The following is a 21,346-nucleotide window of genomic DNA, read 5'->3' as shown; positions in this document are numbered from 1 at the left end:
GGACCGGCTTCAGAGGTCTTTTGCCACCCCCTTGTCTTTACGGCTGTCCGGGATTGCGGGCGGTCTGCAGAGATCATGCCCTGAAGATGTGGCTCTGCTCAGGCCACAGACTTACGAGTCCACTCGTAGAGCAGGTGATCATCCGGACCATATTCCGAGCCGATGGCGATCCGGATCAGGCGGCCGTCACAGGCAAAAGCCGATGCCCGCGGAAAGCTGAGATAGGAGCGTCCTTCGAGGATCAGATCGCCCGAGCGCACCTTCGTGATCTCGCGGTTCGTTCCAAGCAGGCGATGACCGGCCGGCGCGTCGATCAGTTTCAGCCTGTCACCAGCTTTGACGCGCTTCTTGAACGCCGCCAACGATATCACCGTATCGACCGGATTGCGGTTACCCTGGCGCTTTGCCAGCGCCGCCCAATAGGCCTGGCCTATGCGCACGTCGCAATAGAAACTGCATGACCAGAAGTCTTGCAGCGGATTCGTCCTTGTGAATCCGAACCGTTCCATCTGATCGCGTATCTCGACGATGAAGGCATTCTGCGCGTCGCGGCCAGTCAGGTCGGTCGGGGTATCGAGGATCTCCGCGATGACCTTGCGTCCCCCGGCAAATTTCTCGGTGCGGATCGCGAAGGTGGTTGTGGAAAAATACTCGGCCAGATGGCGTTCGATCCGCGCTGCAAGCGGCAGCAGCGCTTCACCGGCAAGATAGAGGTCGCCTTCATAGTGGAAGTTCCCCCGTTCATCATGTTCGGTCTGGCTATACAGGCGCGCAGAAGCGCCCGGCGCGATGGCGTCGGTCATGATAATGTCCTTGTGCTTGGAGAAAATTCGGGGAGTGGGCCGGTCAGGCTGGCGGCGGTACAGTCAGGGCCTGGCCGTTATCGCCTGCGTCAGCGCGAGCGAGCGCCCACTCGAGATAGCCAAGACGCGTGTCTCCATTCAGAACCTCGGCTGCCCAGTCGACGGACGGGTGGTCGGGGTCGTCGATCCATGGATCGGGCGGGTCCCGCATTGGCATGGGTGCGGATATGGCCAGTCGTCGCGCCAGTTGCTCCTGCGTGGTTTCGAACTCGACATGATCGGCGAATACCGCGCACCATCCTCCCCCGAAGGTGTCGCGACGGGGACGGGAGCAGCTATAGCTCCAGTCGAAACCAATGGGTCTGGCCTTCAAACTCTCCTGGCAACAATGGCGGATGAGTTCGGCGATCGGACCTGGCTGGAAGTCCGTGGTGCCGTAGATCGAGACGACACAGTCTGCATCACCTTCAATTTGGATCTCCGCGCCGAAATCGGGAAAGGCAGGATCATCGAAGATCGCGAGCAGGCCGTTGAATGGATTGCCGAGATCCGTTGGCATGAAGGCGGCCAGAAACGCCGCGCTCGGTTCGCCTGGCGCGAAGTCCCCCAGCAGGTCGGCAGCGTGCTGCCACGCCTCCTCGATCAGGGCGCTTTCGGCGGCCGTGCAAGTGAAAGCGAAGGACCCCTGGACATAGTGATCAGCCATGGACGGTCTCCGAAATAGCCGGATCGCGGGAATCGTCATCGATCAGGACCAGCGGGGGCGGGTTCGTTCGAGCAAGCCGGTATTCCGTTTCGATCGCCTCGATGCTTCCCAATTCCCTGATGCGTTCGATGGGGAAGACTTGCTCATCCTCTTCGGTTGTCAGAACCTGTTTTGGCTCGCCATGGCCCAGGTAGAGTAGCCGAACAGACGGGAAGCTGCCGGGATAGCCGCCGGACCAGCGAACATAGTGAAGACCATGGCGGCGACAGGCATGTTCGATCTCTTCGAAACGACCATGGGCGACGTCATGATCCATCAGCGCAAGGGGCGTATCGATGGGTATATCTATAGGGTTGAACGGCGTGCCATCCCAATCGATAGAAGGATTATCGTTCCCGATAGCCTGGACGAGTTCGGGATATCGGGAGCGGGCAAGCACGCCCCCGATCATGATGTGGGCAGATACGCGGTCGGCCATGCTATGCCTTTCCTGGAAACAAGACCTTCAATCGGTCCCGATCTTGCCCTCTTCCTCCCCTTCCCGTTTTCGGACCGATGCGAGCGCGATGCACGGGGCGCTTGCATGAGCAGCGCATTCCCGCTTAGCTGTCGGACCAACTTCTTTCCCGCAATTAACGCCATCTTCATGGCCTTCCAGTTCAGGGAGTTTACCGTGGCCGACACCGAGCAGCCCGATTTCACCGCCATGACGGTGCAGTTATTGAGCGCCTATTTCTCGAACAATCAGGTGCCGGCGGGCGATATTGCCGGGATCATCGAAGCGACCCGTGACGCCCTGGAACGAAAAGCCACTGTAGAGACGCCGGCAGCGCCCGAATATGCTCCGGCTGTGTCGATCCGCAAAAGCCTGGCTTCGCGGGAGCACATCATCAGCATGCTCGACGGTAAGCCGTACAAGACATTGAAGCGCCACCTGGCGACAAACGGACTGACCCCGGCGGAATATCGCGAACGCTATAATCTTCCCAAGGATTATCCGATGATCGCGCCGGCCTATTCGGAGCATCGACGCGCCGTCGCCGCGCAGATCGGGCTTGGGAGGCGTGTTGGCGCAAAGTCGGCGGCCGAGGCGCCCTCAGTCGAAGCTGCGCCTGTGGTTGACGCCGGCTCGTCAGCGGCGACGGCGGCCGCGCCTGAGATCGCACCGGTCGCTGAAGCTGACCCTGTCCCTGAGAAGAAGTCCCGTCGCGTCCGTGTCAGGGCTGCTCTTGCCGATCTGGGCGGCGAGGCCGGGACCGCTGTACCCGAATCGACGCCGGAGCCGGCAGTTACACCTGCGCAGGGCGAAGAAACCACTGCGAAGGCAAAGCCTGTGGCCAGGAAAGGCGCGGCAAAGAAATCCCCTGTGAAGAAGACGCCTGTGAAGAAGGCGCCGGCGAAGGCAAAGTCCCCGACGCCACCGGTTACGCCTGCGCCTGCGAAGGAAGTTCCAGCCGTGCCGGCTGCGGCGGAACCTGCAAAGCCAGCCTCCAGAAAGAAAGGGCCTGCGAAAGCCGCAGCCGCAGAGGCAACTCCATCCACGAAGCCGAAGGCGCCCCGGCGCCGCGCGACGCCGGTGAAACAGGATGGGGGCGAACCGGAGGTGCCGGCACAGGCGGAATGATGATCTTCGGCGAAGTGGGTGGGAACAAGCCGCACTTCGCCCGTCCGGCGTTTCCCAGACCGCGGGAAGCTTTCATCAGCCGCGCTCGGCGATGATCCTTTCAAGGATGTCCCGCGCCCTTTCCGGCGGCAGGAACAATCTGGTCTTGAAGGCCACAACCTGGCTGAACGCGCCGCAGGCCTTCAGCCAGGTCCGGTCTTCGGGCCGATAGTCGCGGATTTCGAGGCGGGGACTGTCGTTGACGTGAACCCGCACGAGCCTTGCCGTTCCCAGGGCAGGGATCGGAACGCCGGTGCCCGCGCGCGCGCCGGCGATGATTTCTTCAGGACCAAGGGCAATGCCGCCATCGAGCCCGAACTCCCTTTCGAGCCGTTCGATGGCGGCAGGATGGATGATACGTCCCAGGATCGACGTGCCGGCGCCATCGTCGATCCGCCAGACGCGCACATCATCTTCGGGCAGCTTGTTCCAGACGGGCAATAGCAGCCCGGTCGCGAGCGTAATTGTCTCGACCAGAAGATTCTTGCCGGCTTCGGCCGCTTCCTGCTCCCAGAGGAACTGGAATGTGTCGCGCTCGATCTCGCTCCAGTGGCTGGCCGACAGGGCCGCAACCTCCATGCGGGACTGGCCGGTGGGACGAAGAAGATAGCATCGCTCGATCCAGTTGCCCTCTTCGTCCTGCCCCGGCCATGTCGGCACGCGCAGCGCAACACGACCGGAGCGGGCATTGCGAAGCCAGGCGATATCGTCTGCATCCTTGCATTCGATTTGAAGCATGGCCCAGCTGGTGATCGGCGGCCGCCGGTGCAGTTCCAGGCGCAATAGCCGCGTCTCGGCGCCGGTCACGGGATCGGTGCGCAAGAGTTGATCGGACAGCAGGTCCATGCGGTCAGCGCGGATGGTCTCGATACCCAGATCCAGCGTGCCCGCCGTGCGCGCCGCTTCGACGCGATCCTCGACCAGCCCCAGAAACTCCTCGAATATACTATTCTGGGTGGCGATCCGCAGCGCCAGGATGCGGTTGAGCCAGCGATGGATGGGAGGCAGGCGCTCGAGCAATTCCCCGCCCTCGCCGCACAGTTCAAGACCCGTCATCTCCTGAAAGGCTTTGAGCGAAACACTGCGCAGCTTGCCCTCGTAGAGGAGATGGAACCATTGCGTGAGTGCGTCGCGCGCATAGTCCGATTCCAGATTGTCGGATGGATCGAAGAGGTTCTGCGATCCGGTCTGGCGCTGCCCCCTCGTCAAGGCGCCCAATGCTTCGAGACCGCGGATGATAGTGCTGAGGAAGCGGCGCTCGCCCCTGCAATCCGTGGTCAGCGGGCGATAGACAGGCGCGGTCATCTGATTGGTGCGATGACTGCGCCCGAAGCCCTGTACGGCCGAGAGGATGCGGAAGCCCAGCTCGAGAAGAAAATGCGCGCGCCGACGGTGAGCGGTCGGGCAGTTCCGATCGGAATGCATGGACCGGCCCGTGCTGCCCGCGAGCGAAAAGGCGGCGATCGCCTTGCTCCCATTCTGGAAGGCCTGGACTTCGAGGACGTTGGCGCGGGCGCCCCGCCTCTCGATCTTCTGCTTTCCGGTGACATCGGTCACGATGCGCCGCGAGCGCCCGGTGATCTCGGCGACGCGATCGGTTCCGAAATGCGCGATCAGGGCGTCCAGCGCGGTCGGAATCGCGGGAAGCGCGCACAGTTCCTCGATTAGTGCGTCACGAGCAGCGATCGCCTGCCTGCACAGGACCGGATTACCGTCGGCGTCGGTCATCGGTTCGGCGCGCACGGCGCCATCGTCGGCACGAAAGACGCGCATCTGGCGGATGGGAAAGGCGTTCTTCAAATAGTCGATGAGGGTCTCTTTGGGGGAAACCTGAACATCCATCATTGCCCGCTCTTGCGCAGAGAGTTCGGAGAGCCGTCGGTCCATGATGGCCTCGCCCGTGCTTGCGAGTTGCACCAGCACAGCGTTGTCCGATGCCAGTTCCTGTTCGATCGCCTTGATGAGCGAGGGAATTTTCAGGCTCACGAGAAGGCTGGAAAAGAACCTCAGTTTCGCGGACTCAAAGGCGCTTAGCGCAGATCCGCGTGCGCGCGCGTTCTGCGTCTTGCCCGATATCCGGTCGACGATACCGATCTCGGCCAACACGTCGCGAAGTCCGCGGTGAATGATGCTCCAGCTGTCCGCATAGGCGTCGTAAATAGCGATCTGGTCCGGCGTGAGCACATGTTCCAGCGGCTCATATTCCACGCCCGCGAAGCTCAGGGCCCGGGCGGTATAGAGGCCCATCGCCTTGAGATCCCGACAAACGACCTCAAGCGCCGCAATGCCGCCCTCCTCCATCGCCTTCATGAACATGTCGCGCGTGGCAAAGGCCGTGCCGGTGCCCCACAGGCCGAGCCGCACGGCATAGGAGAGGTTCTCGGGCCTGGCCGCGCCGGTGGCGGACATATAGAGGATGCGGGCTCGTGGCAGGGCATTTTGCAACCGAACGCCCGCCAGCCCCTGTTCCGACCCCTGCGCCTTCCCGAAATCCGTTTCCGTTCCGCCGGCATGGGCCATGGCATGGGATTCGTCGAAGACGATCACGCCGGCAAAGTCCTCGCCGGTCCAGTCCAGCAATTGCTGCAGGCGCGATGCAGCGTCATGGCGGGCGGAGCGCAGGGCGGCATAGGTCAGGAAGACGATGCCGCTTTCCATTGTGATCGGTTTACCGAGAGGGAAATTTGCGATCGGCTGGATATCGATGGCGAGACCGCCCAATGCCGTCCAGTCGCGCCGTGCGTCCTCGATGAGGTCGGCCATGGAAATCCAGATCGCGCGGCGATTGCCGCGGTTCCACTGGTCGAGAATGATACCGGCCGCCTCGCGGCCCTTTCCGACCCCGGTGCCATCGGCGATGAAGAAGCCGGTGCGATAGGGTTGGCCATCCCTGTCCTCGATCAGTCGATCGCCCGCAAGATTGGCCGAGAAACGTCCAGTAAGATCGCGCTCATGCGCTTCGCCCGCATAGATGATGGTTTCGAGTTGCGCCTCCGACAGAGCCCTGATCGCCCGGTCCTGGAGTATCGGCTGATAGCGCGGTACCGGAAGCGACACCGAAGCCATGGCGATGGATTCAACCAGGTCATCGGGATGCCGGGAAGCATTTTCGATGGCGATGCGCGCGAGGCGCCAGGCGGAATAAATGCCCACGGTCTCGCCAGGCGCAAGCGGCGTCTGGTGCGCGGCATAGCTGATCGGTCGCGCCTCATCTGCTGTGGCGGCGATCCGCGAGGGTGGCGCGAGCCTTTGGCCATTCATGCGCGCAAAGAGCAAGGCGGGGGATGGGGCGGCGAGGACAAGTGGGCGGGGCGTAGCGGCGGCCGGCGGCGGGGCAAGCGGCGGCGGTTCCATGGGATCGAGCCGATCAGGCATGGCAAGCACGAGGCGCAGCGCAGCGTCGATATCACTGGCGAAATGGCGCTCGGGCGTGCCGGTCCATCCCTTGTCGAAGACCAGCAACCTTACATCGATCCCCGTGCCATGTTTGGCGTAGGGACTGCCCGAAATGGTAAGTTCGACGCGGGGCGGCACAAGTTCGGCGACGGCATTATAGCCAAGTGCTGCCGAGCCCTCGGGTGAGAAGCTGGTCGGCATGATGGCCACGCATCGCCCGCCCGGCGCGAGGCAGGCGAGAGCCGCGCGCAGATGGCGCGCGCCGGCATGGCGGTCGATCCCGCGTCCATTGCTGCGGCTGAAGGGCGGGTTGATCAGCACCAGCGTCGGCGGCCGCTCGCTGATCAGCAGATCATGGATATGTTCGCCATCATGGCGGGTGACAATCTGGCCGAGATTCTGGGACAGGAGGGCGGCACGGGCGGGATCATGTTCGTTGAGAAGCAGATGTGCGCCCGCCCGCAGGCCATGGACCGCCAGCATGCCGGTGCCGGCCGAGGGTTCGAGCAGCATATCGTCCGGTCCGCAGCACGCCGCCATGGCCACGAGCCAGGCCAGGGTGATCGGCGTGCTGAACTGCTGGAGGTCGATCTGCTTTTCCGAACGGTAGGTCTGGGTCGGCAAGCCGCGCTCGAACTGCCGCAGGCGTTCGAAAATGTCGGCCGGCGTGCCGCCCAGGAGCGGGTTCTGCGGATCGGCGAGAAGCAGGACCTGGGCGGTTTCCAATGCGTCATAGGCGTCGCGCATTGACCAGAGGCCGCCGGCATCGTCACCGCCATAAGCCTCGGTCATCAATCGCTTGAGGCCCTGGCGACTGACGGAAGCGCCGCTGTGCAAGCGGTGGCAAAGAGAGCGGGCGACGTCGGACAGGCATGCAGCGCTGTCTCGGGTCTGCGACAAGGCAAGCTGGGGCAAGTTCATGGGCACCTCTTGGGACAACAGGACAATCCTCTTGTCCCCTTCCCGCTCTCCTCCGTCGGGGTGCATCGATTCTCGTGATCGGATACTCGATGGCGATTTGGGCGAGTTTCAAGGGCGCGCACGTCCTGTAGAGGCGCGTGGGCGAAGGCAGCTTCGCCGCAGCTCGACTGATGTGTGGAATGAGGAACGGTGGCCAGGGCCGCCCCTGTGGTACGGACGACGGCGCGCAACAAATGCATGCTCGCATTGCCCGACCTATTGCTGATCCCAACCTTGAAGGGACGCGCGAATTGGATCAAATCAGCCTCATAAGGAGTGCTGGTTCATGCGGAGGACCGAACAGCTCAGCGTGGTGCTGCCGAACGACATGCCGGCGCAGGTCCGTGCCAGGGTGGCGCCGGGCGCATATGCCAGCGAGACCGACTGGTTGTTGCGACCATCTTGCCAAATTTTGCCAAACGAGCTATATAGCCGATATGAGCACGATGAACATTTCGTTGCCTGACACCCTCAAGGCCTTCGTCGACGAACAAGTCGTAGGGCGCGGGTATGGTACGAGCAGCGAATATGTGCGCGAGTTGATCCGCAAGGATCAGGACCGCCAACGGCTGCGAGGATTGTTGCTCGACGGCGCAGAATCGGCGCCGGGCGCCCCGGCGGATGACGACTATTTCGAGGGGCTACGCGCGCGGGCTCGCCGCGCTGCATGACCGTCAAGCGGGTCGTTCCCCGCGACAAGGCTCATCGCGACGTCGAAGACGCCATCGACCATTATGCGCGCGAGGCCGGGCCGGATATCGCACTCAGCTTCGTAACAGCACTCGAAGGGGCCTATCGCGTAGTCGCGGAACATCCCGGCATCGGCTCGCCGCGCTACGCGCATGAGCTGGCCCTGCCGGGGCTGCGGCATCGCCGCCTCGCACGCTTTCCGTGGCTGGTCTTCTATATCGAGCGGGACGACCAAATCGATGTGTGGCGCGTGCTCGACGCGCGCCGCGACCTTCCGGCCTGGCTCGACGATCCCAACGATCATTAGTCGGCCGCGCGAGATCCTATGGGATAACGCTCGGGGTGCGTCGTTTCTCGGTCGGGGCAAATCCTAAGATGGAGACAGTCTGTGGGCAGATCAGAAAGGAGGTCAAGCATGACAAAGACGCTTGACGAATTTCGTGCACATTCACGCCCGCACAGCGCGAGACGATCGACGCTCGTGCCGCCGAATTGATCGCGGAAGAAATGACGCTGCGCGATCTGCGGCAGGCAAGGAAGCTGACCCAAGACCGGATAGCGGAGATGCTCGGCCTGGAGCAGGAGAATGTCTCACGGCTTGAGAGGCGAACGGATCTCCTGCTCTCGACGCTCACAAGCTACGTTGCCGCGATGGGCGGCAATCTGAAGCTCGTGGCCGAATTTCCCGATCGCCCTCCGGTGACCCTCGCCAATTATTCCGATCTTGCCGATGGCCACCTGCCGAAGCGGCGGTGCCGACGTAGCAGGGAAACTGGTGCGACGGCCGGGCACTGATCGCTCTCCCGCTCACCCCTCGCTCCAATATCCGGACCGCTCAAGTGCAGGCGTGGAAGTCGGCGATCGAAGCGCGAGCTGGTTCGAGAAATGGGCCAATATATCGACTATCGTCGCTGTGCGCGGTCCCGACGATGAGCCAAGCCGGGTAACCGTCGGCATAGGCTTTCGACAGGACAGGATGTTCATCGAGATTGATGAAGAGGGTCAATGGACCGAATTCTGTGCTGTCGCACGCGACCAATTTCCTCTGGTAGCCCCGTTCGCTGAGTTGCGGGAAGCATTGGCGGAGCCGGGGATGCTGTTCCTGCATTGGGAAACAGGAGAATCGCAGCAGTAGCCGAGACAGAGCATATACGCTCTGTTCGAGGGCGAATTGTCACCGTCATCATGCTGGACTTCGCGCAGACGCGGGGACAAATTTCGGACTGGTCGCGTTGGAGTTGGTGCCCGAATGCCGCCATTTCGGCGTCTGGCACGCTAGTTCAACCTCGAAGCCAGGGGGACAGGCTTGTAGCCCATCCCCCCGGTCCCGATCAGGCAGCCTGGGAGATCTGATCGTCGTTATCGGCATCGACGATCCCGGCGGGTGACGTGTCGTGATCGTCGTGCGTCTCTTCCGGCTCGCCAGCGATTTCAGCCGGACCAAAGCGCATGGCTTCCGGGAGCCATGCAAGCGCTCGTTCCTTGATCTCGGGTTCGATGATGACGTCGCCTCCGAAAAGCCGCTCGGCCGAAGCCGAAAGATCGTGCTTCTTGGAACCGGCGTAGCGGGATTGCAGCTCCAGTCCACCGATCTCCTGGAACAGGCTGAGAATGGCAGGCTTCGTCAGCTTGTCGAAGTAGGTGAGCGCGGTCGGGCGCCACCAGGCCGCGACATCGATTCCGAGCTTCGTTCCCAGATGATCGAGGAAGGTCGCTTCGCGGCGGCCGATCGGGACGGCCTGCAGCGTGCGCGCGATCGCCCAGCCGAGCCAGGCCGCGCGCGCTTCATCGGGGAGTCCGCAGAAGGCGTCGTAGCGATCCGCGATGGCCTGGTGGTTGACCCAGCTTCGGTCGAGCGCCTCATCGAGCTTCGTCCATTCCCCCGCAGCGGCCGTCTCGGGCTTGAAGTCCGCGAGGAGACGGGCGGGAGCCGAGGCGCGCAGATCGCTCGGAATGTCGAAGGACGAGAAACGGCATTCGCAGTCCACCATGATGAAGGTGCCCAGATCCAGCGCGAATGCGGGATTGCTGGCGACATGGACCGCCAGCAGTTCGGTCTTCATCATCGCCAGCATTTCGCGCAGGCGCTGGCTCATCACCGGGCCACTGTTTCGCGCTTCGTCCTCACCGGCCTCGTCTGCGGTGACTTCACCGTCGGCTTCGTCATCCTCGAGGCTTGCCTCCTCGTCTTCTTCACCCTCATCGTCGGTTGCGACGGGCGCGACGAACAATTCCTGGTGAATATGCGGCTGGCCGTCCGGCCCGATCACGAGATAGGCCAGCGCACTCGCCTTCTGCTCGGCATCGACGACGGGCTCACGTTCGACGATGGAAGAGAGTTCGGTCTGGAGGGCGTTATAGCGATTCTGGTCCTCTTCATCCGGCTCATAGTCTTCATGCTCAAGTTCGGTTTCCAGTTCGGCCAGTTCATCCTCGATTTCAAGCTTGCGCTGTTCCTGTTCCTCGCTGAGCGCGGGCGCCTCCACCGGCAGCGGCGTCAGGGCGTAGGTATCCATATAGGGGACGCGCGTGTTGGCGACGGGACGGACCTCGGCAAAGCCTTCGCGCTCGCGCAGGATGTCCGCTTCAGCGGCGAGTTTCATCATGGCGAGTTCATCGACGATATGGGTGTCGATCCAGCGTTCGTCGTCCGCGTTCGAATAGAGGTCGGCGTCCTCGATCCGCCCGCCGGCGGCCGCGTAAGCATCACGGCCGACCAGCAAGACGCGGGGGTCATTTCCCCGATAGCTATAGTCCTTGATGCGCCGGCGGATCTCACTGACGGAATGGCCGCAGTAGCTGTCCGAGAGCATGTCCCAGATCGCTTTCTGGCGCGCGCTGTCAGCCGTGGTGCAATAGGCCTTGGCGACGTCGAGCGTGATCTCGCCATTCTCAAGTGCCTCGAAGATCGGCTCGGCAAGGTTGGCGAGACGAAGACGGCCCATCACGAAGCGTTCGGTAAGCCCGAACCGCTTGGCGACGTCGGCCGCCGTCTTGCCCTCGACCTCGATGATATCCCTGAAAGCGCGGCATTCTTCGCCCGGCCCCATCGGAAGCCGTTCGAAATTTTCAACGAGGCTGACTTCGCGGCCATCCTTGGCGTTGTCGAGAACCAGGACCGGGATTGCGTGATCGGCCGGCAGGCTTCCTTTTTCGATCAGGCGATGCACGGCATCAAGGCGGCGACCACCGGCGGTGATCCGGTAATGGCCCTTCTTGCGCGAAACCGGCACACCGACCAGATTCTGAATGAGACCATGGGCAAGAATGCTGGCTTCCAGTTCCGCGTCCGCCTCAGCGTCGCTGCGGGTCCGGACATTGACGGGTGACTTGGTGAGATTGGCAGCGGGTACGGGAATGGGAGTCTGGGACATGGGTTTCTCCATTGATGCGGCTCGCTCATCGAACCGTCCATTTCCTCACCCTTCCCTCTTGCGGCGCCGTGCCGCGAGGGCGTGAGACAAGGTGCCGACGTTAGGGATCGTCAGCGATGGAATGGCCATTGCGCTCGTGGCTGCGAAAAGGTTTGCACATTTGGGTGGTTGTCACGCCGCGCGCGGCATTTGCTCGAGCACAGGTGTAGCTGACGATGTCAGCATAGCGGATAGTCTCGGTGGCCCAGCCGCCGTTGTTCAGCAGATCCGCCGTGATCTCGATGCGTCCGTGCAGGTCGAACGCCATCGGCCGTGGCGGCATGCCAGGTCCAGTTGCTGGGCGAGTTCAAGCGCGCTGCTGCCAGGAACATAAAAGCGCGCGAATTTCGGCGGCTTCTGGTCGACTATGTAGCTGGACCATGCGTCGACCAGGGCCTTGACTGAACGCAGGCGCTGCATTTTGGAGGGGCCGGCGCCCTGCTAGCGTCCCGCTCGCATCGATCAGACCAGCCAGCAATTCGCTTTCTTCAGCCTCATATTTCATCATATTTTATGCCCAGTAAATATGGGTCTTTTATCGAATATTCGACGATATGCCCAAATCCAGTGATCAGGAAATTTGAGAGTGAGGCAATGCGCAGTTCCGGTGCTGGTCCTCGCGTCACAGCCGCTGATGCTGCCATGGATGGCCGGCAGGGAGGACCGTCAGACGATTGGTGTTCGAGTTCCAGGTATAGCGCGGCATTCAGGGAGACTGGCAACATGATCGGGAACCATAATCGTCCCCGCGCACCGGCATTTCGATCGCTCCGGCTGCACCCGTGGGAGGATTGGTCATTCTCGTTTTCGCATTTCCACGAGCCGGCGTCCGGTCTCGACTGTGAGACAGTTCGGAACCATGACGGCGGGGTTTTGGCAGGTTAGATTGGGAAATGGCTTCTTCATTCGATTATCTCGATGAACTCGATCGGTTGCTGCTCGCCCAGGGTGATGATTGCATGCTGCTCACGCAGCTCGACGGCTTCCTGACCGGGATCATCGTCAGCCCGATACTGATCTCCCCCAGCCAATGGTTAACGGCGATATGGGCGGGGGAAGATGGCGCGGGCATTCCTACATTCGCCGACGCGGGCGGGATGCAGCATTTTGTCGATCTGGTGATGCATCACTATCACGAGATTCTTGCATCGCTCGCACACGCTGGTGAATTCGAGCCGGTACTGGAAATCGATACGCGAAGCGATGAAACACTTTGGGAGATGTGGATCGAAGGCTTCGGTCAGGCGATGGAGCTTGCGCCTGCAGGATGGCTGCGAGTGCTGGCCGATGACGACGCCGGTTGTACAGCGGCGATCGAGGGTATCCGGACATTGCGCGCTTTCGCCGATGGAACCAGGACATTTACACGTGCCGAGGAGGATCGGTGGGATGCGCAGGCGCCTGATCTGATCCCGATCTGGGTGGAGATGTTGCATCAGTGGCGGCTGGAGAATGATCCGCATCGGCCTACCGGATCCAAGCGCCAGAAGATTGGCCGAAACGACCCATGTCCGTGCGGGTCGGGACGCAAGTACAAGAAATGTTGTGGCCTGCAGTGAGCGGGCAAGGGTTTACTACCGTGTGACAAGTCCAACACTGAGGGTTCGCCTGGGCGTCTCCACCTCGATAAGCAGGAATGATCGAACTGCCCGCTGATCGCGCTCGACAGGCTCTGCCGTTTGGCTCGTGACGGCAGGTGGGCGCAGCGCTATGAACGCGAGCTTCGCAATTATCAGGAGGATGATGGTTATGAATAATTCTGAATTGGCAGAAACGGTTGGGGCCGCTCATGGATTGAGCAAGGCCGATGCGCGCAAGCTTGTCGACGCGGTCTTTGAATCGATCACCGACGCTGCCGCCCAAGGGCAAGAGATCGCGCTGAACGGCTTCGGCAAGTTCAAGATCAAGGATGTACCGGCCCGCGACGGCCGCAACCCGGCGACGGGCGAGACCATTTCGATCAAGGCTTCGAAGAAGCTGACGTTCACGCCCGCCAAGGCGGTCAAGGATCGCCTGAACGGCTGATCGGCGTCGCTGCCCTGGTCCGGCATGGGCGGGACGGTATCCCCTCGCCCATCGCCATCAGGCAGCGCGTGGTAAGGTTTGCAGCACATCCGCCCAATCATTGTTCGGCAGCGGCGGCCACGGGCTGACGATCTCCAGACCAGGGCGGTCATAAGCGAGACGGGCACGCTGGTTGGCCTTCCAGCCGGCCTCATCCCTGTCGAACAGCAGGACCAGCCGTTCCAGCTGATCGGGTAGCAGGATATGGCCGGCCCGCTCAGTCCCGAGAATCGCCCAGACCGGAATGCGGTGCAGTCGCATCGCGGCGAGCGCTGTTTCTATACCTTCGGCAAGGCCAAGGACTGGCCCGGCGGGCATGAGCTGGACCGCGCCGCGACCGGGACGACCGAGCATCATGCGTGGTTCGGCAAGATCGCCTGCGCGGGTGGCGGTCACGGAATCGAGGAAGGTGCGGTGGATAGCGACGATCCGGTGCCGTTCGCGCACGGCGGCGATCATTGCCGGACGGAATACCGCGGCACGGCCTCTTCCCAGCGGCGTGCGCGCATTGTAGCGCAGATCATGCCAGGGCGGCGTTAGCAGGCGATTGCTGAGGTACATTTCAGCGGGTGTCGTGGCGAGAGAGGTGGATGCGTCCCATGTCCGCAAGGCCGGCCCTGTTCCCGTTTGAACGAATCGGGATTCTTTCGATGGGACTGGTATGGGGCCATCCGCAAGCGGGAAGCGCAGACGCCGGATCGCTCGCAAGACGTCCAGCGTGTCGCAGCCCGCGAAGCATTTGAACAGCAACGCGCGTCTGCCGACCCGGATCGAAAGGCTGGGGCTATGGTCATCATGGGCCGGGCATAGGCATAGCCCCCGATCCTTATGCCACGTCCCCTTTAGCCGTCGGCACAGGCTTGCCCCCTGGAATTCCAGGTCGGGAGATGTCATCGTTCTGGCTGTCCTATCAGACCAATCAGTATGACTCGTCAAACGGCGCCGAGAGCGCCACAAGGGCCGCGGCCAACTCGTCCTGGACCTCCGCCAGTTCCAAATTGAGCCGGAGTGCTATCGCAGGGTAGGGAAGCCCCTCAACGCAATGAGCGAGGAAAACCGCACGGGTACGGGGCGGCAACTGCGCAAGCGCTTTGCGGAGCTTCGTCGTTCGCAAGGCATCGCAGGTCAGCAAGGCTTCCTGCTCGACCCAGATCCACCCCCTGACCCACACACCTTCGGCGGTTTCCTCAATCTGCGCTTCATCCGCATCGATACGCAGCAGGGGGGCGCCTTCAAGCCTGGCTCTGGCAATCCCGATTGCCGGATGCGAAAGGCCGCCCAAGTGATCCGCAACAGTATCGAGATGGCCAGGCAGATCGGCGCGGCGACACCGTGATCCCAGCCAGCCTTTGTTCAAGAGATATGCCGAAAGGTGCTGGAGCAGGGAATGGTTTTTAAAATAGCGCATGGGGCCGGTTCCTCTCGGATATTCCTCGCCTACCCCCATCCTTCTCCTTTCCCGAGAAATGATCGAATCTGCCGCAGCGTTTGGCAGGAATTGTTTCCAGGGACGTCATGACGAACGGTTCTTGACTACCAGGCTCGGCGTTGCGAACGACAGCTGCAACGGCGCCTATGCCCCCGTTTCCTTGCAGACGCGTTTGACCTGCTGGCGTGCCCCTCCTCGACCGGGAGGCAAGCCGGCGCGCGGGCACAGGGTCAAGAACATGTTGGGATTGCGTCTACGGCAATCTGTTAAATCCGACGCGAACAGGCTATGTTTTAGAAAGGTTTTTGCTTGAAACAGAGTGCGACGTGATCGGAGGCGGACGGCAAATCGAATTCGAATGGCTGGTATAGGAGAGGGCGCGGCTTCCGGTCACCTCGAACTGGCGAAGGAATACGCCCTTGGACGAGGTAGACATTTCAGGAGTGTTCGAGCAGCTCAGCGCCCGCAAGGGAGATTGTCTGCGAGAGGCCGCCAAAGGCTATTCGGCGAAAGAGATCGGTCGCGTTCTGGACCTTTCCCCGCATACGGTAAACAACCATATTCTCGAGACCAGGAAGATGCTTGGGAGCGTGTCGCGACGGAAAGCGGCGCAACTTTTCGTGGAGTGGGAGGCGCGCAAGGGGGGGCATATGTTGCCCCCCTATTTGATGACTATTCCCGAACGAGCGGATTCCGGGTCATCTGCGTCCATCGAAACCCAGGCGGACGCACTGGTCAACCAAGAGGGTGTGGAGGATATTTTCGCGGAAGAACAACAGCCATTTGGCGTTCGCGAAAGCCTCACCTCCTTGCGTGACATTGTGCCGATCCGCGTAGCCGGGAGGCAGCTCAATGACCTGAATGGCCAATCCACACTGATCGTTTTTGCGATCCTGACCACGCTGATGCTCTTTGCCGTAGGTGCCGGGATATCCCTCCTGTTGGCGCTCAACGGTCTCATGGGAAAATAGAGCAGCAACACATCCTGAATTCCAACATCATGACCTGCCCCGACGGGGTGGGAAGGAGAAACCATGCGCGCTCAACGCCAGTCCATCGCCAAACATGTTGCCGAACGCCTGTTCGCAGCCGAGGAAGCCATCGACCTCGCAGCCGCCCGTATCGCGGAACTCAATGCCGCGCTGCCGCTTGCGCGGCTGGACGCCCGTCTATCGGCCATGATCGGCCAGGACGCCATTCAAAGCTCCGCGTCGGCCATGCTGCTGATGGCGGAAACGCGCGAAAAGATCGTCATCACGCACGCCAACCTCAAGCACGCCAGCGATACCATGGGATTGCCCGAGACCAGCTATGGCGACCTGCTCAAGGTTGCGGGCGACGCGTCGCGGCCCAGCGGGCAACATCTTCGCGCGGTGTGATGTCTCCTGCCGAGGGAAATTGACGTATGGCGACATTTGTCGTTCCTCTGTGGAATGACGAGACAAGTTCTGTTCCTGGCCTTTCTGCTCCTGAGCAGCGCCTATGCCTTCATAAAGGGTGGCCAACCCGAGCGGATCGGGGCGGCCACCCTATTAGGCGGGGCCAGCCTTACTGTCGTTGTTGCGTCACCTCTCGGCATTCGCTTTCAGGCCCTCGAAACCGGCATTCTCGCCATCGATCTGTCGATATTGGGCATTTTCCTATGGCTTTCAATTCGGAGCACGCGTTTTTGGCCGATCTGGATCGCCGCGATGCTGGGCGCAGAAGTCATCATTCATGTTGCATTGATCATTGCGCCCAATGTGGTTCCTCGCGCGTACATGCATGCGCTGGCGCTGTGGAGCTGGTTCGTCCAGATGACCCTTGTGATCGCGACCTGGCGGCACCGGATGAGAATGACGCGCCAGGGTGTCGACGCGCCCTGGAAGACCTGATCGGTCTGACCCGTCCGGATCGTGCACAGGAACTTTCAGAGCGGCTCTTTGCTCGTTTCGGCTCTTTCGGTGAGGCCGTGTCGGCGCGATCGGCGGAAAGAATCGAACTGCTGGACGACTCTATAGAGGTCGAACGAACGTTCATCTGCTTCCGCCGCGCGATGACGCAGATGCTGCGGGGCCAGCTTGTGCAGCGCCCAATATTGTCCAACGATCAGATGCTACTCGATTATCTGAGAAGCCGGATGGCATTCGAACCTATCGAGCAACTTCGCGTGCTGTTCCTTAACGCAGGCAACGAATTGATCGGGGATGAGGTGTTGGGCGTCGGCTCCGTTTCGGGGGTCTATGCCTCGCCGCGCGAAATATTGAAGCGCTGCCTCGATCTTGGGGCGACGGCCATTCTGCTCGTCCACAATCATCCATCAGGCTGCTCCAAGCCCTCGCACGCCGACCGGGAACTCACCGAGAAGATAGCGAGGGCGGCAAGTTGCCTCAATGTCGTCGTCCATGACCATCTGATCGTGGCGCGGAACGGCACGACCAGCTTCCGAAAGGCGGGCTATCTATGATCGGTGCGCTCAGATTTCCCGCTATGGGCTATGTGGCGTGGCAGATCAGTCGGCCCTGCGGTCGATCGAGCGGCGCCGATTGATGATGTCTGCCCCGAGCGCCTCGTTTTCCGTGCAGCAGAAGGATGGCTGGTCTCTGGCCAGCCGAGCCTCGGCGTGCCGAACGCTCCTGAAAATGGAAGCCGTGATACGAGCAAAAATCGGGCGCAAGCTATCTTCGACGCCTTATCTGGGTTCACTGCTCCAGATCTATCTCGCCGAGATCGAAGGCGAGCGCATATATCAAGCCTGTCATTCGACGGACTATGCATCGTCGACGGCGCATCGCCGATCGTCAAAGCTGGAGGAACTCGGCGCATTGGTTCGGGAAGGTGACCCTGTCGACGGGCGGTGCACGGATCTGAAGCTGGATCGTCTGACGAAGGAAGCACTGGAACAGGCAATCGATGTCATGATTTCGCATTGCCTGGAATTGGGGAACGAGATTTCCCGCGATGGCTACTTGATACCTGACAGGCAAATGAGGTACCATTTTGCAGTTGGTACCGACGAGGACGTAAATGGGATGACTATCTTGCGAGGCAAGGTCATTGCCGGCGGTCGTATAGCACTGCCCGCCGATGTTCGTCGTTCACTGGGCCTGCAGAATGGCGACACCGTTCTTTTCGAGGTGAATGGTGACGAGGTTCGGATCCGCCCGGCACGGTCCGCTCTGCGTCGGGTGCAGGAACGGTTGCGCGCCTTTGCGCCGACCGAAGGACTGGTGTCCGATGAGTTGATCGCCGAACGGCGTGCCGAGGCAGCGCGTGACTGACGTAGAAGAGACTGCGGTCTACATCCTTGATGCTTCGGCGCTCCTTTGCCTTCTGTTTGGTGAACCTGGCGCGGATCGGGTCGAGCAGCGGTTGGCAGGCGCGCTCGTGTCCACGGTCAACTATCATGAGGTCTTCGCCAAGCTGATCGACCGCGGCGTCGAAGCGGAAGAGGTCCGGGCGATGCTCGCCGAGCTCGACATCGAAATCGTGGCCGCCGATCGACAGCAGGCCGATCTTGGCGGAGCATTGAGGGCATCTACGCGCAGCACAGGGCTATCATTGGGCGACAGATCCTGCCTCGCATTGGCGCAGATGAACAACGGCATCGCCGTCACCGCGGACCAGGCATGGGGAACATTGGACGTCGGGATCAGCGTGGAGGTCGTAAGATGACGATAATCCCGCTTTGGTCACGGGGGCTTTGACGTCTGATGCGTATCGACCTCAATCATCTGCCTATCACCAAGCAGCGCGAGCTCGACCGCGTGGTCGAAATTCTCTTCCAGGGATTTCGTGAGGCGACGCAGGAGGCTACTGGTCGGCGCAAGTCGGCCAGAATTCTCAAGGTCATCCTTTTCGGCTCATATGCACGGGGCGATTGGGTCGATGCCCCGTTCGATTCCAACCAGTACAAGTCAGATTACGATATCTTGGTCATCGTCAACCAGAAGGAACTGACTGATAGCGTATTATACTGGGAGGCAACCGAACAACGCCTTTTCGACGCTTACCAGGCCGAGAAGATCATACGCACACCGGTAAACTTCATCGTCCATACATTACAGCAGGTGAATGACGGCCTATCTCATGGACGGCTTTTGTTTACAGAGATCGCCAAGGACGGTGTGATCCTTTACCAATCCGATGATCGGCCACTAGCCAGCGCCAAACCTAAGACGCCCGAACAGGCACTTTTGATGGCCAAAGAATATTTCGAAGATTTATTTCCAGCAGCAATGAGGCGTTTTACACTTGCCGAGATTAGCCATGGCAAAAATTGGTACAGCGATTCCGCGTTTGATTTTCATCAGGCGACTGAAAAACTCTATAGATGCGCTTTAACAACGCTCACGTTTTATGCCCCACGTAGCACGAATATCGTCTTTCTGAGAGGGATGGCGGAAGGTCTCGATAGACGACTCTTTGAAGCTTGGCCCCGTGCGACCCATGCCGAACGGGCCATGTATCAGAAGCTGAAAGATGCCTATCGCAAAGGCCAGCACTCGAAGCATTTCGACATTTCCCCTGAGGAACTCGACTGGCTTCGGGGCAGAATTCAGATACTTGGGGAACTTGTGCACAAGGTCTGCTCAGAACGAATAGCGAAACTGAAAATCGATGCTGACACCGCGGAAAAATCATTAAGCGCGAAGCCGTTGTCTTCGAATTGAATCTGAAGACAACGGGGCTTGAACTACCCCGGCGAACGAACTGCGCCGTTCACCGGTTGGAGCTGTTCAATCGCATTTCAAGTGCTTCCACATTTGTGACGGTGTCGAAGGTCGGGATAAGATATCGCCGAAGATCATGCCGGACATGGTCGCGTACACGCGCGGCGAATATTGGGACGAGCGCATCCGCATGATGCAGCACTGGTCCGATCATCTCGACCACCTCCGCGACGGCGCGAAAATCCTCTGTCCGCAGCCCGGGCAGAACCGCGACAAGGGATTGTGACCATCACCGTACCGGCCCGCACGATCATCGACTACTTTCGCAATCGCAACAAGGTCGGCCTCGACGTGTGGACGGAAGGGTTACGTAGCCGTAGGGCTACGTCCGATCGGATATTTTTGCTCATATATTCATGAGCATATGTTGACGATTTGCTCATATATGAGTGATCTATATTAGTTGCATTGCTCACATATATATGTTAGAAATCGCTGAAGATGGACACATATATATGAACAGCAAGCAAGCCGAACTTGCCAGAAAGAACCTCGATAGACGGCTTTCTCCCCTGAGAGTCGATCGCATCGTGATGCCCTCGCGTGGCTGGACGAAAGCCATTCGGGAGGCCCTGAGCATGACCACCCGCCAGCTCGCCGAGCGCATGGGAGTGGCACCATCCCGTGTGACGACGATCGAAAAGGCAGAAGCCACGGGCGCGATCACCCTCAAGACCTTGCGCGAGACGGCCGAAGCGCTCGACTGTCAGTTCGTCTATGCCTTTGTCCCGACCAAGCCCCTCGACGACATTCTCTACGATCAGGCCGAGCGCAAGGTGCGGAACGAACTCGCGCATCTCAATCACACGATGCGCCTCGAAAATCAGGCCGTGAACGCAGAAGACCTCGAAGGGCAAAAGCGTCGCATCGTGGCGGATTACCTCGCTCACTTTTCACGGAAGTTGTGGGACAAGGAATGAGCGATCCGCTTTTTGAGGGTGACGACGACGGGAACACACCGCTCGAAGCCGAAGAGCGCGAACAGCTCATTCCTTCCTACATCACGACACGCAACGAATTGAACGAGGCGGAACTTGCCAACATCGCCGACGCGGTTCGTTGGGTCGGACGGCGAAAGCGCAAGGTGCTCGACCAAGGCTTCCTGAACGAACTGCACAAACAGATGTATGGTGATGTCTGGAAGTGGGCGGGCACCTATCGCACGACGGCGCGCAACATCGGCATCGACGCCTATCGCATCCCGGTCGAGTATTATCAGGCGATCGACGATGCGAACTATTGGGCGGAGCACGAGACATTTCCGCCGGATGAAATCGCGGTCCGTTTCAGCCATCGGGTCGTTGCAATCCATCCTTATCCCAATGGGAATGGCCGTTTCTCGCGCATGATCGGCGACCTGCTGGCAGTCGAACTCGGCCAGCCGCGGTTCACGTGGGGCCAGATCAATCTCGTCGATCCGTCGGCAACGCGGAAAGAGTATATCGCGGCACTCAAGGTCGCCGACGCGGGCGACTACGGCCCGCTGCTCGCGTTCGCCCGCTCATAACGC

General features: G+C 60.7%; 26 protein-coding genes and 1 pseudogene. 19 read left to right on the top strand and 8 right to left on the bottom strand.

Features of this window, described 5'->3' with window-relative positions; genetic code table 11:
- Positions 1 to 98 precede the first annotated feature (98 nt).
- The 3 genes from ATN00_RS07265 to ATN00_RS07255 are packed head-to-tail and all read right to left on the bottom strand — an operon-like array spanning position 99 to position 1,987.
- Complete coding sequence (locus ATN00_RS07265; protein ID WP_062063540.1) at positions 99 to 803, bottom strand: hypothetical protein; 705 nt, start codon at positions 801 to 803, stop codon at positions 99 to 101.
- A gap of 43 nt (positions 804 to 846) precedes the next feature.
- Positions 847 to 1,509 (bottom strand): hypothetical protein, encoded by a 663-nt coding sequence (locus ATN00_RS07260; protein WP_062063538.1) that lies wholly within the window; start codon positions 1,507 to 1,509, stop codon positions 847 to 849.
- Positions 1,502 to 1,987: a hypothetical protein gene (locus ATN00_RS07255; protein ID WP_062063536.1), complete on the bottom strand. Its 486-nt coding sequence runs from the start codon at positions 1,985 to 1,987 to the stop codon at positions 1,502 to 1,504. The genes ATN00_RS07260 and ATN00_RS07255 overlap by 8 nt, the downstream gene beginning before the upstream one ends.
- Positions 1,988 to 2,092: 105 nt before the next feature.
- Between ATN00_RS07255 and ATN00_RS07250 the strand changes: the two genes are divergently transcribed.
- On the top strand, positions 2,093 to 3,133 hold the full coding sequence (locus tag ATN00_RS07250) for a Ros/MucR family transcriptional regulator (RefSeq protein ID WP_231746411.1): 1,041 nt from the start codon (positions 2,093 to 2,095) through the stop codon (positions 3,131 to 3,133).
- A gap of 75 nt (positions 3,134 to 3,208) precedes the next feature.
- On the opposite strand, the gene ATN00_RS07245 is transcribed toward ATN00_RS07250, so the two are convergent.
- Entirely contained in the window at positions 3,209 to 7,489 is a 4,281-nt protein-coding gene (locus ATN00_RS07245) for a strawberry notch family protein (protein ID WP_062063534.1), read from the bottom strand.
- A gap of 325 nt (positions 7,490 to 7,814) precedes the next feature.
- On the opposite strand from ATN00_RS07245, the gene ATN00_RS23625 reads away from it, so the two are divergent.
- The 5 genes from ATN00_RS23625 to ATN00_RS07225 all read left to right on the top strand — a co-directional run bounded on the left by ATN00_RS23625 (position 7,815) and on the right by ATN00_RS07225 (position 9,353).
- Positions 7,815 to 7,994 carry a hypothetical protein gene (locus ATN00_RS23625; RefSeq protein WP_197413682.1) on the top strand — a complete coding sequence of 60 codons (180 nt, stop codon included), beginning with the start codon at positions 7,815 to 7,817 and terminating at the stop codon, positions 7,992 to 7,994.
- The gene (locus ATN00_RS07240) at positions 7,975 to 8,199 is read left to right on the top strand and encodes a ribbon-helix-helix domain-containing protein (RefSeq protein ID WP_420496695.1); all 225 of its coding nucleotides are present in this window, start codon (positions 7,975 to 7,977) and stop codon (positions 8,197 to 8,199) included. The genes ATN00_RS23625 and ATN00_RS07240 overlap by 20 nt, the downstream gene beginning before the upstream one ends.
- Complete coding sequence (locus ATN00_RS07235) at positions 8,196 to 8,525, top strand: type II toxin-antitoxin system RelE/ParE family toxin (RefSeq protein ID WP_062063530.1); 330 nt, start codon at positions 8,196 to 8,198, stop codon at positions 8,523 to 8,525. The genes ATN00_RS07240 and ATN00_RS07235 overlap by 4 nt, the downstream gene beginning before the upstream one ends.
- Before the next feature lie 128 nt (positions 8,526 to 8,653).
- Entirely contained in the window at positions 8,654 to 9,013 is a 360-nt protein-coding gene (locus ATN00_RS07230) for an XRE family transcriptional regulator (RefSeq protein WP_082635119.1), read from the top strand.
- A 52-nt stretch (positions 9,014 to 9,065) separates the two neighbouring features.
- Positions 9,066 to 9,353, top strand: a complete 288-nt coding sequence (locus ATN00_RS07225; protein ID WP_062063528.1) for a hypothetical protein — start codon at positions 9,066 to 9,068, stop codon at positions 9,351 to 9,353.
- A gap of 196 nt (positions 9,354 to 9,549) precedes the next feature.
- On the opposite strand, the gene ATN00_RS07220 is transcribed toward ATN00_RS07225, so the two are convergent.
- Both ATN00_RS07220 and ATN00_RS23620 read right to left on the bottom strand, forming a co-directional pair.
- The gene (locus ATN00_RS07220; RefSeq protein ID WP_062063527.1) at positions 9,550 to 11,592 is read right to left on the bottom strand and encodes a ParB/RepB/Spo0J family partition protein; all 2,043 of its coding nucleotides are present in this window, start codon (positions 11,590 to 11,592) and stop codon (positions 9,550 to 9,552) included.
- Positions 11,593 to 11,692: 100 nt separating this feature from the next.
- Positions 11,693 to 11,899, bottom strand: a complete 207-nt coding sequence (locus ATN00_RS23620) for a hypothetical protein (protein ID WP_062063525.1) — start codon at positions 11,897 to 11,899, stop codon at positions 11,693 to 11,695.
- A gap of 625 nt (positions 11,900 to 12,524) precedes the next feature.
- On the opposite strand from ATN00_RS23620, the gene ATN00_RS07210 reads away from it, so the two are divergent.
- The gene (locus tag ATN00_RS07210) at positions 12,525 to 13,190 is read left to right on the top strand and encodes a UPF0149 family protein (RefSeq protein ID WP_062063523.1); all 666 of its coding nucleotides are present in this window, start codon (positions 12,525 to 12,527) and stop codon (positions 13,188 to 13,190) included.
- A gap of 151 nt (positions 13,191 to 13,341) precedes the next feature.
- Entirely contained in the window at positions 13,342 to 13,656 is a 315-nt protein-coding gene (locus ATN00_RS07205) for an HU family DNA-binding protein (protein WP_475630843.1), read from the top strand.
- Positions 13,657 to 13,713: 57 nt separating this feature from the next.
- Here the strand turns inward: ATN00_RS07205 and ATN00_RS07200 are convergent, their stop codons facing one another.
- Positions 13,714 to 14,304 carry a DUF7146 domain-containing protein gene (locus tag ATN00_RS07200; protein WP_231746408.1) on the bottom strand — a complete coding sequence of 197 codons (591 nt, stop codon included), beginning with the start codon at positions 14,302 to 14,304 and terminating at the stop codon, positions 13,714 to 13,716.
- A gap of 310 nt (positions 14,305 to 14,614) precedes the next feature.
- Positions 14,615 to 14,773, bottom strand: coding sequence for a sigma factor-like helix-turn-helix DNA-binding protein (locus ATN00_RS24350; RefSeq protein WP_380909827.1), 159 nt, complete (start codon positions 14,771 to 14,773; stop codon positions 14,615 to 14,617).
- Between ATN00_RS24350 and ATN00_RS23915 the strand changes: the two genes are divergently transcribed.
- From ATN00_RS23915 to ATN00_RS07150, 11 genes and pseudogenes are all read left to right on the top strand, one after another.
- A complete protein-coding gene (locus tag ATN00_RS23915) occupies positions 14,738 to 15,031 on the top strand; it encodes a hypothetical protein (RefSeq protein WP_231746407.1) in 294 nt (97 codons plus the stop codon). The two genes, ATN00_RS24350 and ATN00_RS23915, sit on opposite strands and share 36 nt — an antisense overlap.
- A 512-nt stretch (positions 15,032 to 15,543) precedes the next feature.
- Positions 15,544 to 16,095: a helix-turn-helix domain-containing protein gene (locus ATN00_RS07190; protein WP_062063516.1), complete on the top strand. Its 552-nt coding sequence runs from the start codon at positions 15,544 to 15,546 to the stop codon at positions 16,093 to 16,095.
- A gap of 63 nt (positions 16,096 to 16,158) precedes the next feature.
- Complete coding sequence (locus ATN00_RS07185) at positions 16,159 to 16,503, top strand: hypothetical protein (protein WP_062063514.1); 345 nt, start codon at positions 16,159 to 16,161, stop codon at positions 16,501 to 16,503.
- 54 nt (positions 16,504 to 16,557) lie between these two features.
- A complete protein-coding gene (locus tag ATN00_RS07180; protein WP_062063512.1) occupies positions 16,558 to 16,998 on the top strand; it encodes a hypothetical protein in 441 nt (146 codons plus the stop codon).
- Positions 16,902 to 17,570 (top strand): JAB domain-containing protein, encoded by a 669-nt coding sequence (locus tag ATN00_RS07175; RefSeq protein ID WP_156415237.1) that lies wholly within the window; start codon positions 16,902 to 16,904, stop codon positions 17,568 to 17,570. The genes ATN00_RS07180 and ATN00_RS07175 overlap by 97 nt, the downstream gene beginning before the upstream one ends.
- Positions 17,571 to 17,607: 37 nt before the next feature.
- On the top strand, positions 17,608 to 18,384 hold the full coding sequence (locus tag ATN00_RS23615; protein ID WP_197413681.1) for an AbrB/MazE/SpoVT family DNA-binding domain-containing protein: 777 nt from the start codon (positions 17,608 to 17,610) through the stop codon (positions 18,382 to 18,384).
- Complete coding sequence (locus ATN00_RS07165) at positions 18,377 to 18,778, top strand: type II toxin-antitoxin system VapC family toxin (RefSeq protein ID WP_062068503.1); 402 nt, start codon at positions 18,377 to 18,379, stop codon at positions 18,776 to 18,778. The genes ATN00_RS23615 and ATN00_RS07165 overlap by 8 nt, the downstream gene beginning before the upstream one ends.
- 38 nt (positions 18,779 to 18,816) lie before the next feature.
- Positions 18,817 to 19,776, top strand: a complete 960-nt coding sequence (locus ATN00_RS07160) for a nucleotidyltransferase domain-containing protein (RefSeq protein WP_062063508.1) — start codon at positions 18,817 to 18,819, stop codon at positions 19,774 to 19,776.
- A 151-nt stretch (positions 19,777 to 19,927) separates the two neighbouring features.
- Positions 19,928 to 20,062 (top strand): annotated as a pseudogene (locus ATN00_RS23355) (integrase); the annotation flags it as partial.
- A gap of 229 nt (positions 20,063 to 20,291) precedes the next feature.
- Complete coding sequence (locus ATN00_RS07155) at positions 20,292 to 20,756, top strand: mobile mystery protein A (protein ID WP_062063507.1); 465 nt, start codon at positions 20,292 to 20,294, stop codon at positions 20,754 to 20,756.
- Positions 20,753 to 21,343, top strand: a complete 591-nt coding sequence (locus tag ATN00_RS07150; RefSeq protein ID WP_062063505.1) for a mobile mystery protein B — start codon at positions 20,753 to 20,755, stop codon at positions 21,341 to 21,343. Before ATN00_RS07155 ends, ATN00_RS07150 begins: the two co-directional genes overlap by 4 nt.
- Positions 21,344 to 21,346 lie beyond the last annotated feature (3 nt).

It is taken from the genome of Sphingobium baderi (genome assembly GCF_001456115.1).
GTDB lineage: Bacteria > Pseudomonadota > Alphaproteobacteria > Sphingomonadales > Sphingomonadaceae > Sphingobium > Sphingobium baderi_A.
Note: the sequence above shows the minus strand (reverse complement) of the source record. Positions and strands in the feature narration are given on the sequence as shown.

What these genes read in the sequence shown, in the direction of transcription:
- ATN00_RS07180 (WP_062063512.1), top strand. Translation starts at nt 16,558, where the DNA reads ATGACGAGACAAGTTCTGTTCCTGGCCTTTCTGCTCCTGAGCAGCGCC.
- ATN00_RS07260 (WP_062063538.1), bottom strand. Translation starts at nt 1,509, where the DNA reads ATGGCTGATCACTATGTCCAGGGGTCCTTCGCTTTCACTTGCACGGCC.
- ATN00_RS07205 (WP_475630843.1), top strand. Translation starts at nt 13,342, where the DNA reads ATGAACGCGAGCTTCGCAATTATCAGGAGGATGATGGTTATGAATAAT.
- ATN00_RS07245 (WP_062063534.1), bottom strand. Translation starts at nt 7,489, where the DNA reads ATGAACTTGCCCCAGCTTGCCTTGTCGCAGACCCGAGACAGCGCTGCA.
- ATN00_RS23620 (WP_062063525.1), bottom strand. Translation starts at nt 11,899, where the DNA reads ATGGCGTTCGACCTGCACGGACGCATCGAGATCACGGCGGATCTGCTG.
- ATN00_RS07160 (WP_062063508.1), top strand. Translation starts at nt 18,817, where the DNA reads ATGCGTATCGACCTCAATCATCTGCCTATCACCAAGCAGCGCGAGCTC.
- ATN00_RS23915 (WP_231746407.1), top strand. Translation starts at nt 14,738, where the DNA reads ATGAGCGAGGAAAACCGCACGGGTACGGGGCGGCAACTGCGCAAGCGC.
- ATN00_RS07155 (WP_062063507.1), top strand. Translation starts at nt 20,292, where the DNA reads ATGAACAGCAAGCAAGCCGAACTTGCCAGAAAGAACCTCGATAGACGG.
- ATN00_RS07235 (WP_062063530.1), top strand. Translation starts at nt 8,196, where the DNA reads ATGACCGTCAAGCGGGTCGTTCCCCGCGACAAGGCTCATCGCGACGTC.
- ATN00_RS07210 (WP_062063523.1), top strand. Translation starts at nt 12,525, where the DNA reads ATGGCTTCTTCATTCGATTATCTCGATGAACTCGATCGGTTGCTGCTC.
- ATN00_RS07240 (WP_420496695.1), top strand. Translation starts at nt 7,975, where the DNA reads ATGAACATTTCGTTGCCTGACACCCTCAAGGCCTTCGTCGACGAACAA.
- ATN00_RS07220 (WP_062063527.1), bottom strand. Translation starts at nt 11,592, where the DNA reads ATGTCCCAGACTCCCATTCCCGTACCCGCTGCCAATCTCACCAAGTCA.
- ATN00_RS07150 (WP_062063505.1), top strand. Translation starts at nt 20,753, where the DNA reads ATGAGCGATCCGCTTTTTGAGGGTGACGACGACGGGAACACACCGCTC.
- ATN00_RS07185 (WP_062063514.1), top strand. Translation starts at nt 16,159, where the DNA reads ATGCGCGCTCAACGCCAGTCCATCGCCAAACATGTTGCCGAACGCCTG.
- ATN00_RS07255 (WP_062063536.1), bottom strand. Translation starts at nt 1,987, where the DNA reads ATGGCCGACCGCGTATCTGCCCACATCATGATCGGGGGCGTGCTTGCC.
- ATN00_RS07265 (WP_062063540.1), bottom strand. Translation starts at nt 803, where the DNA reads ATGACCGACGCCATCGCGCCGGGCGCTTCTGCGCGCCTGTATAGCCAG.
- ATN00_RS07250 (WP_231746411.1), top strand. Translation starts at nt 2,093, where the DNA reads ATGAGCAGCGCATTCCCGCTTAGCTGTCGGACCAACTTCTTTCCCGCA.
- ATN00_RS23625 (WP_197413682.1), top strand. Translation starts at nt 7,815, where the DNA reads ATGCGGAGGACCGAACAGCTCAGCGTGGTGCTGCCGAACGACATGCCG.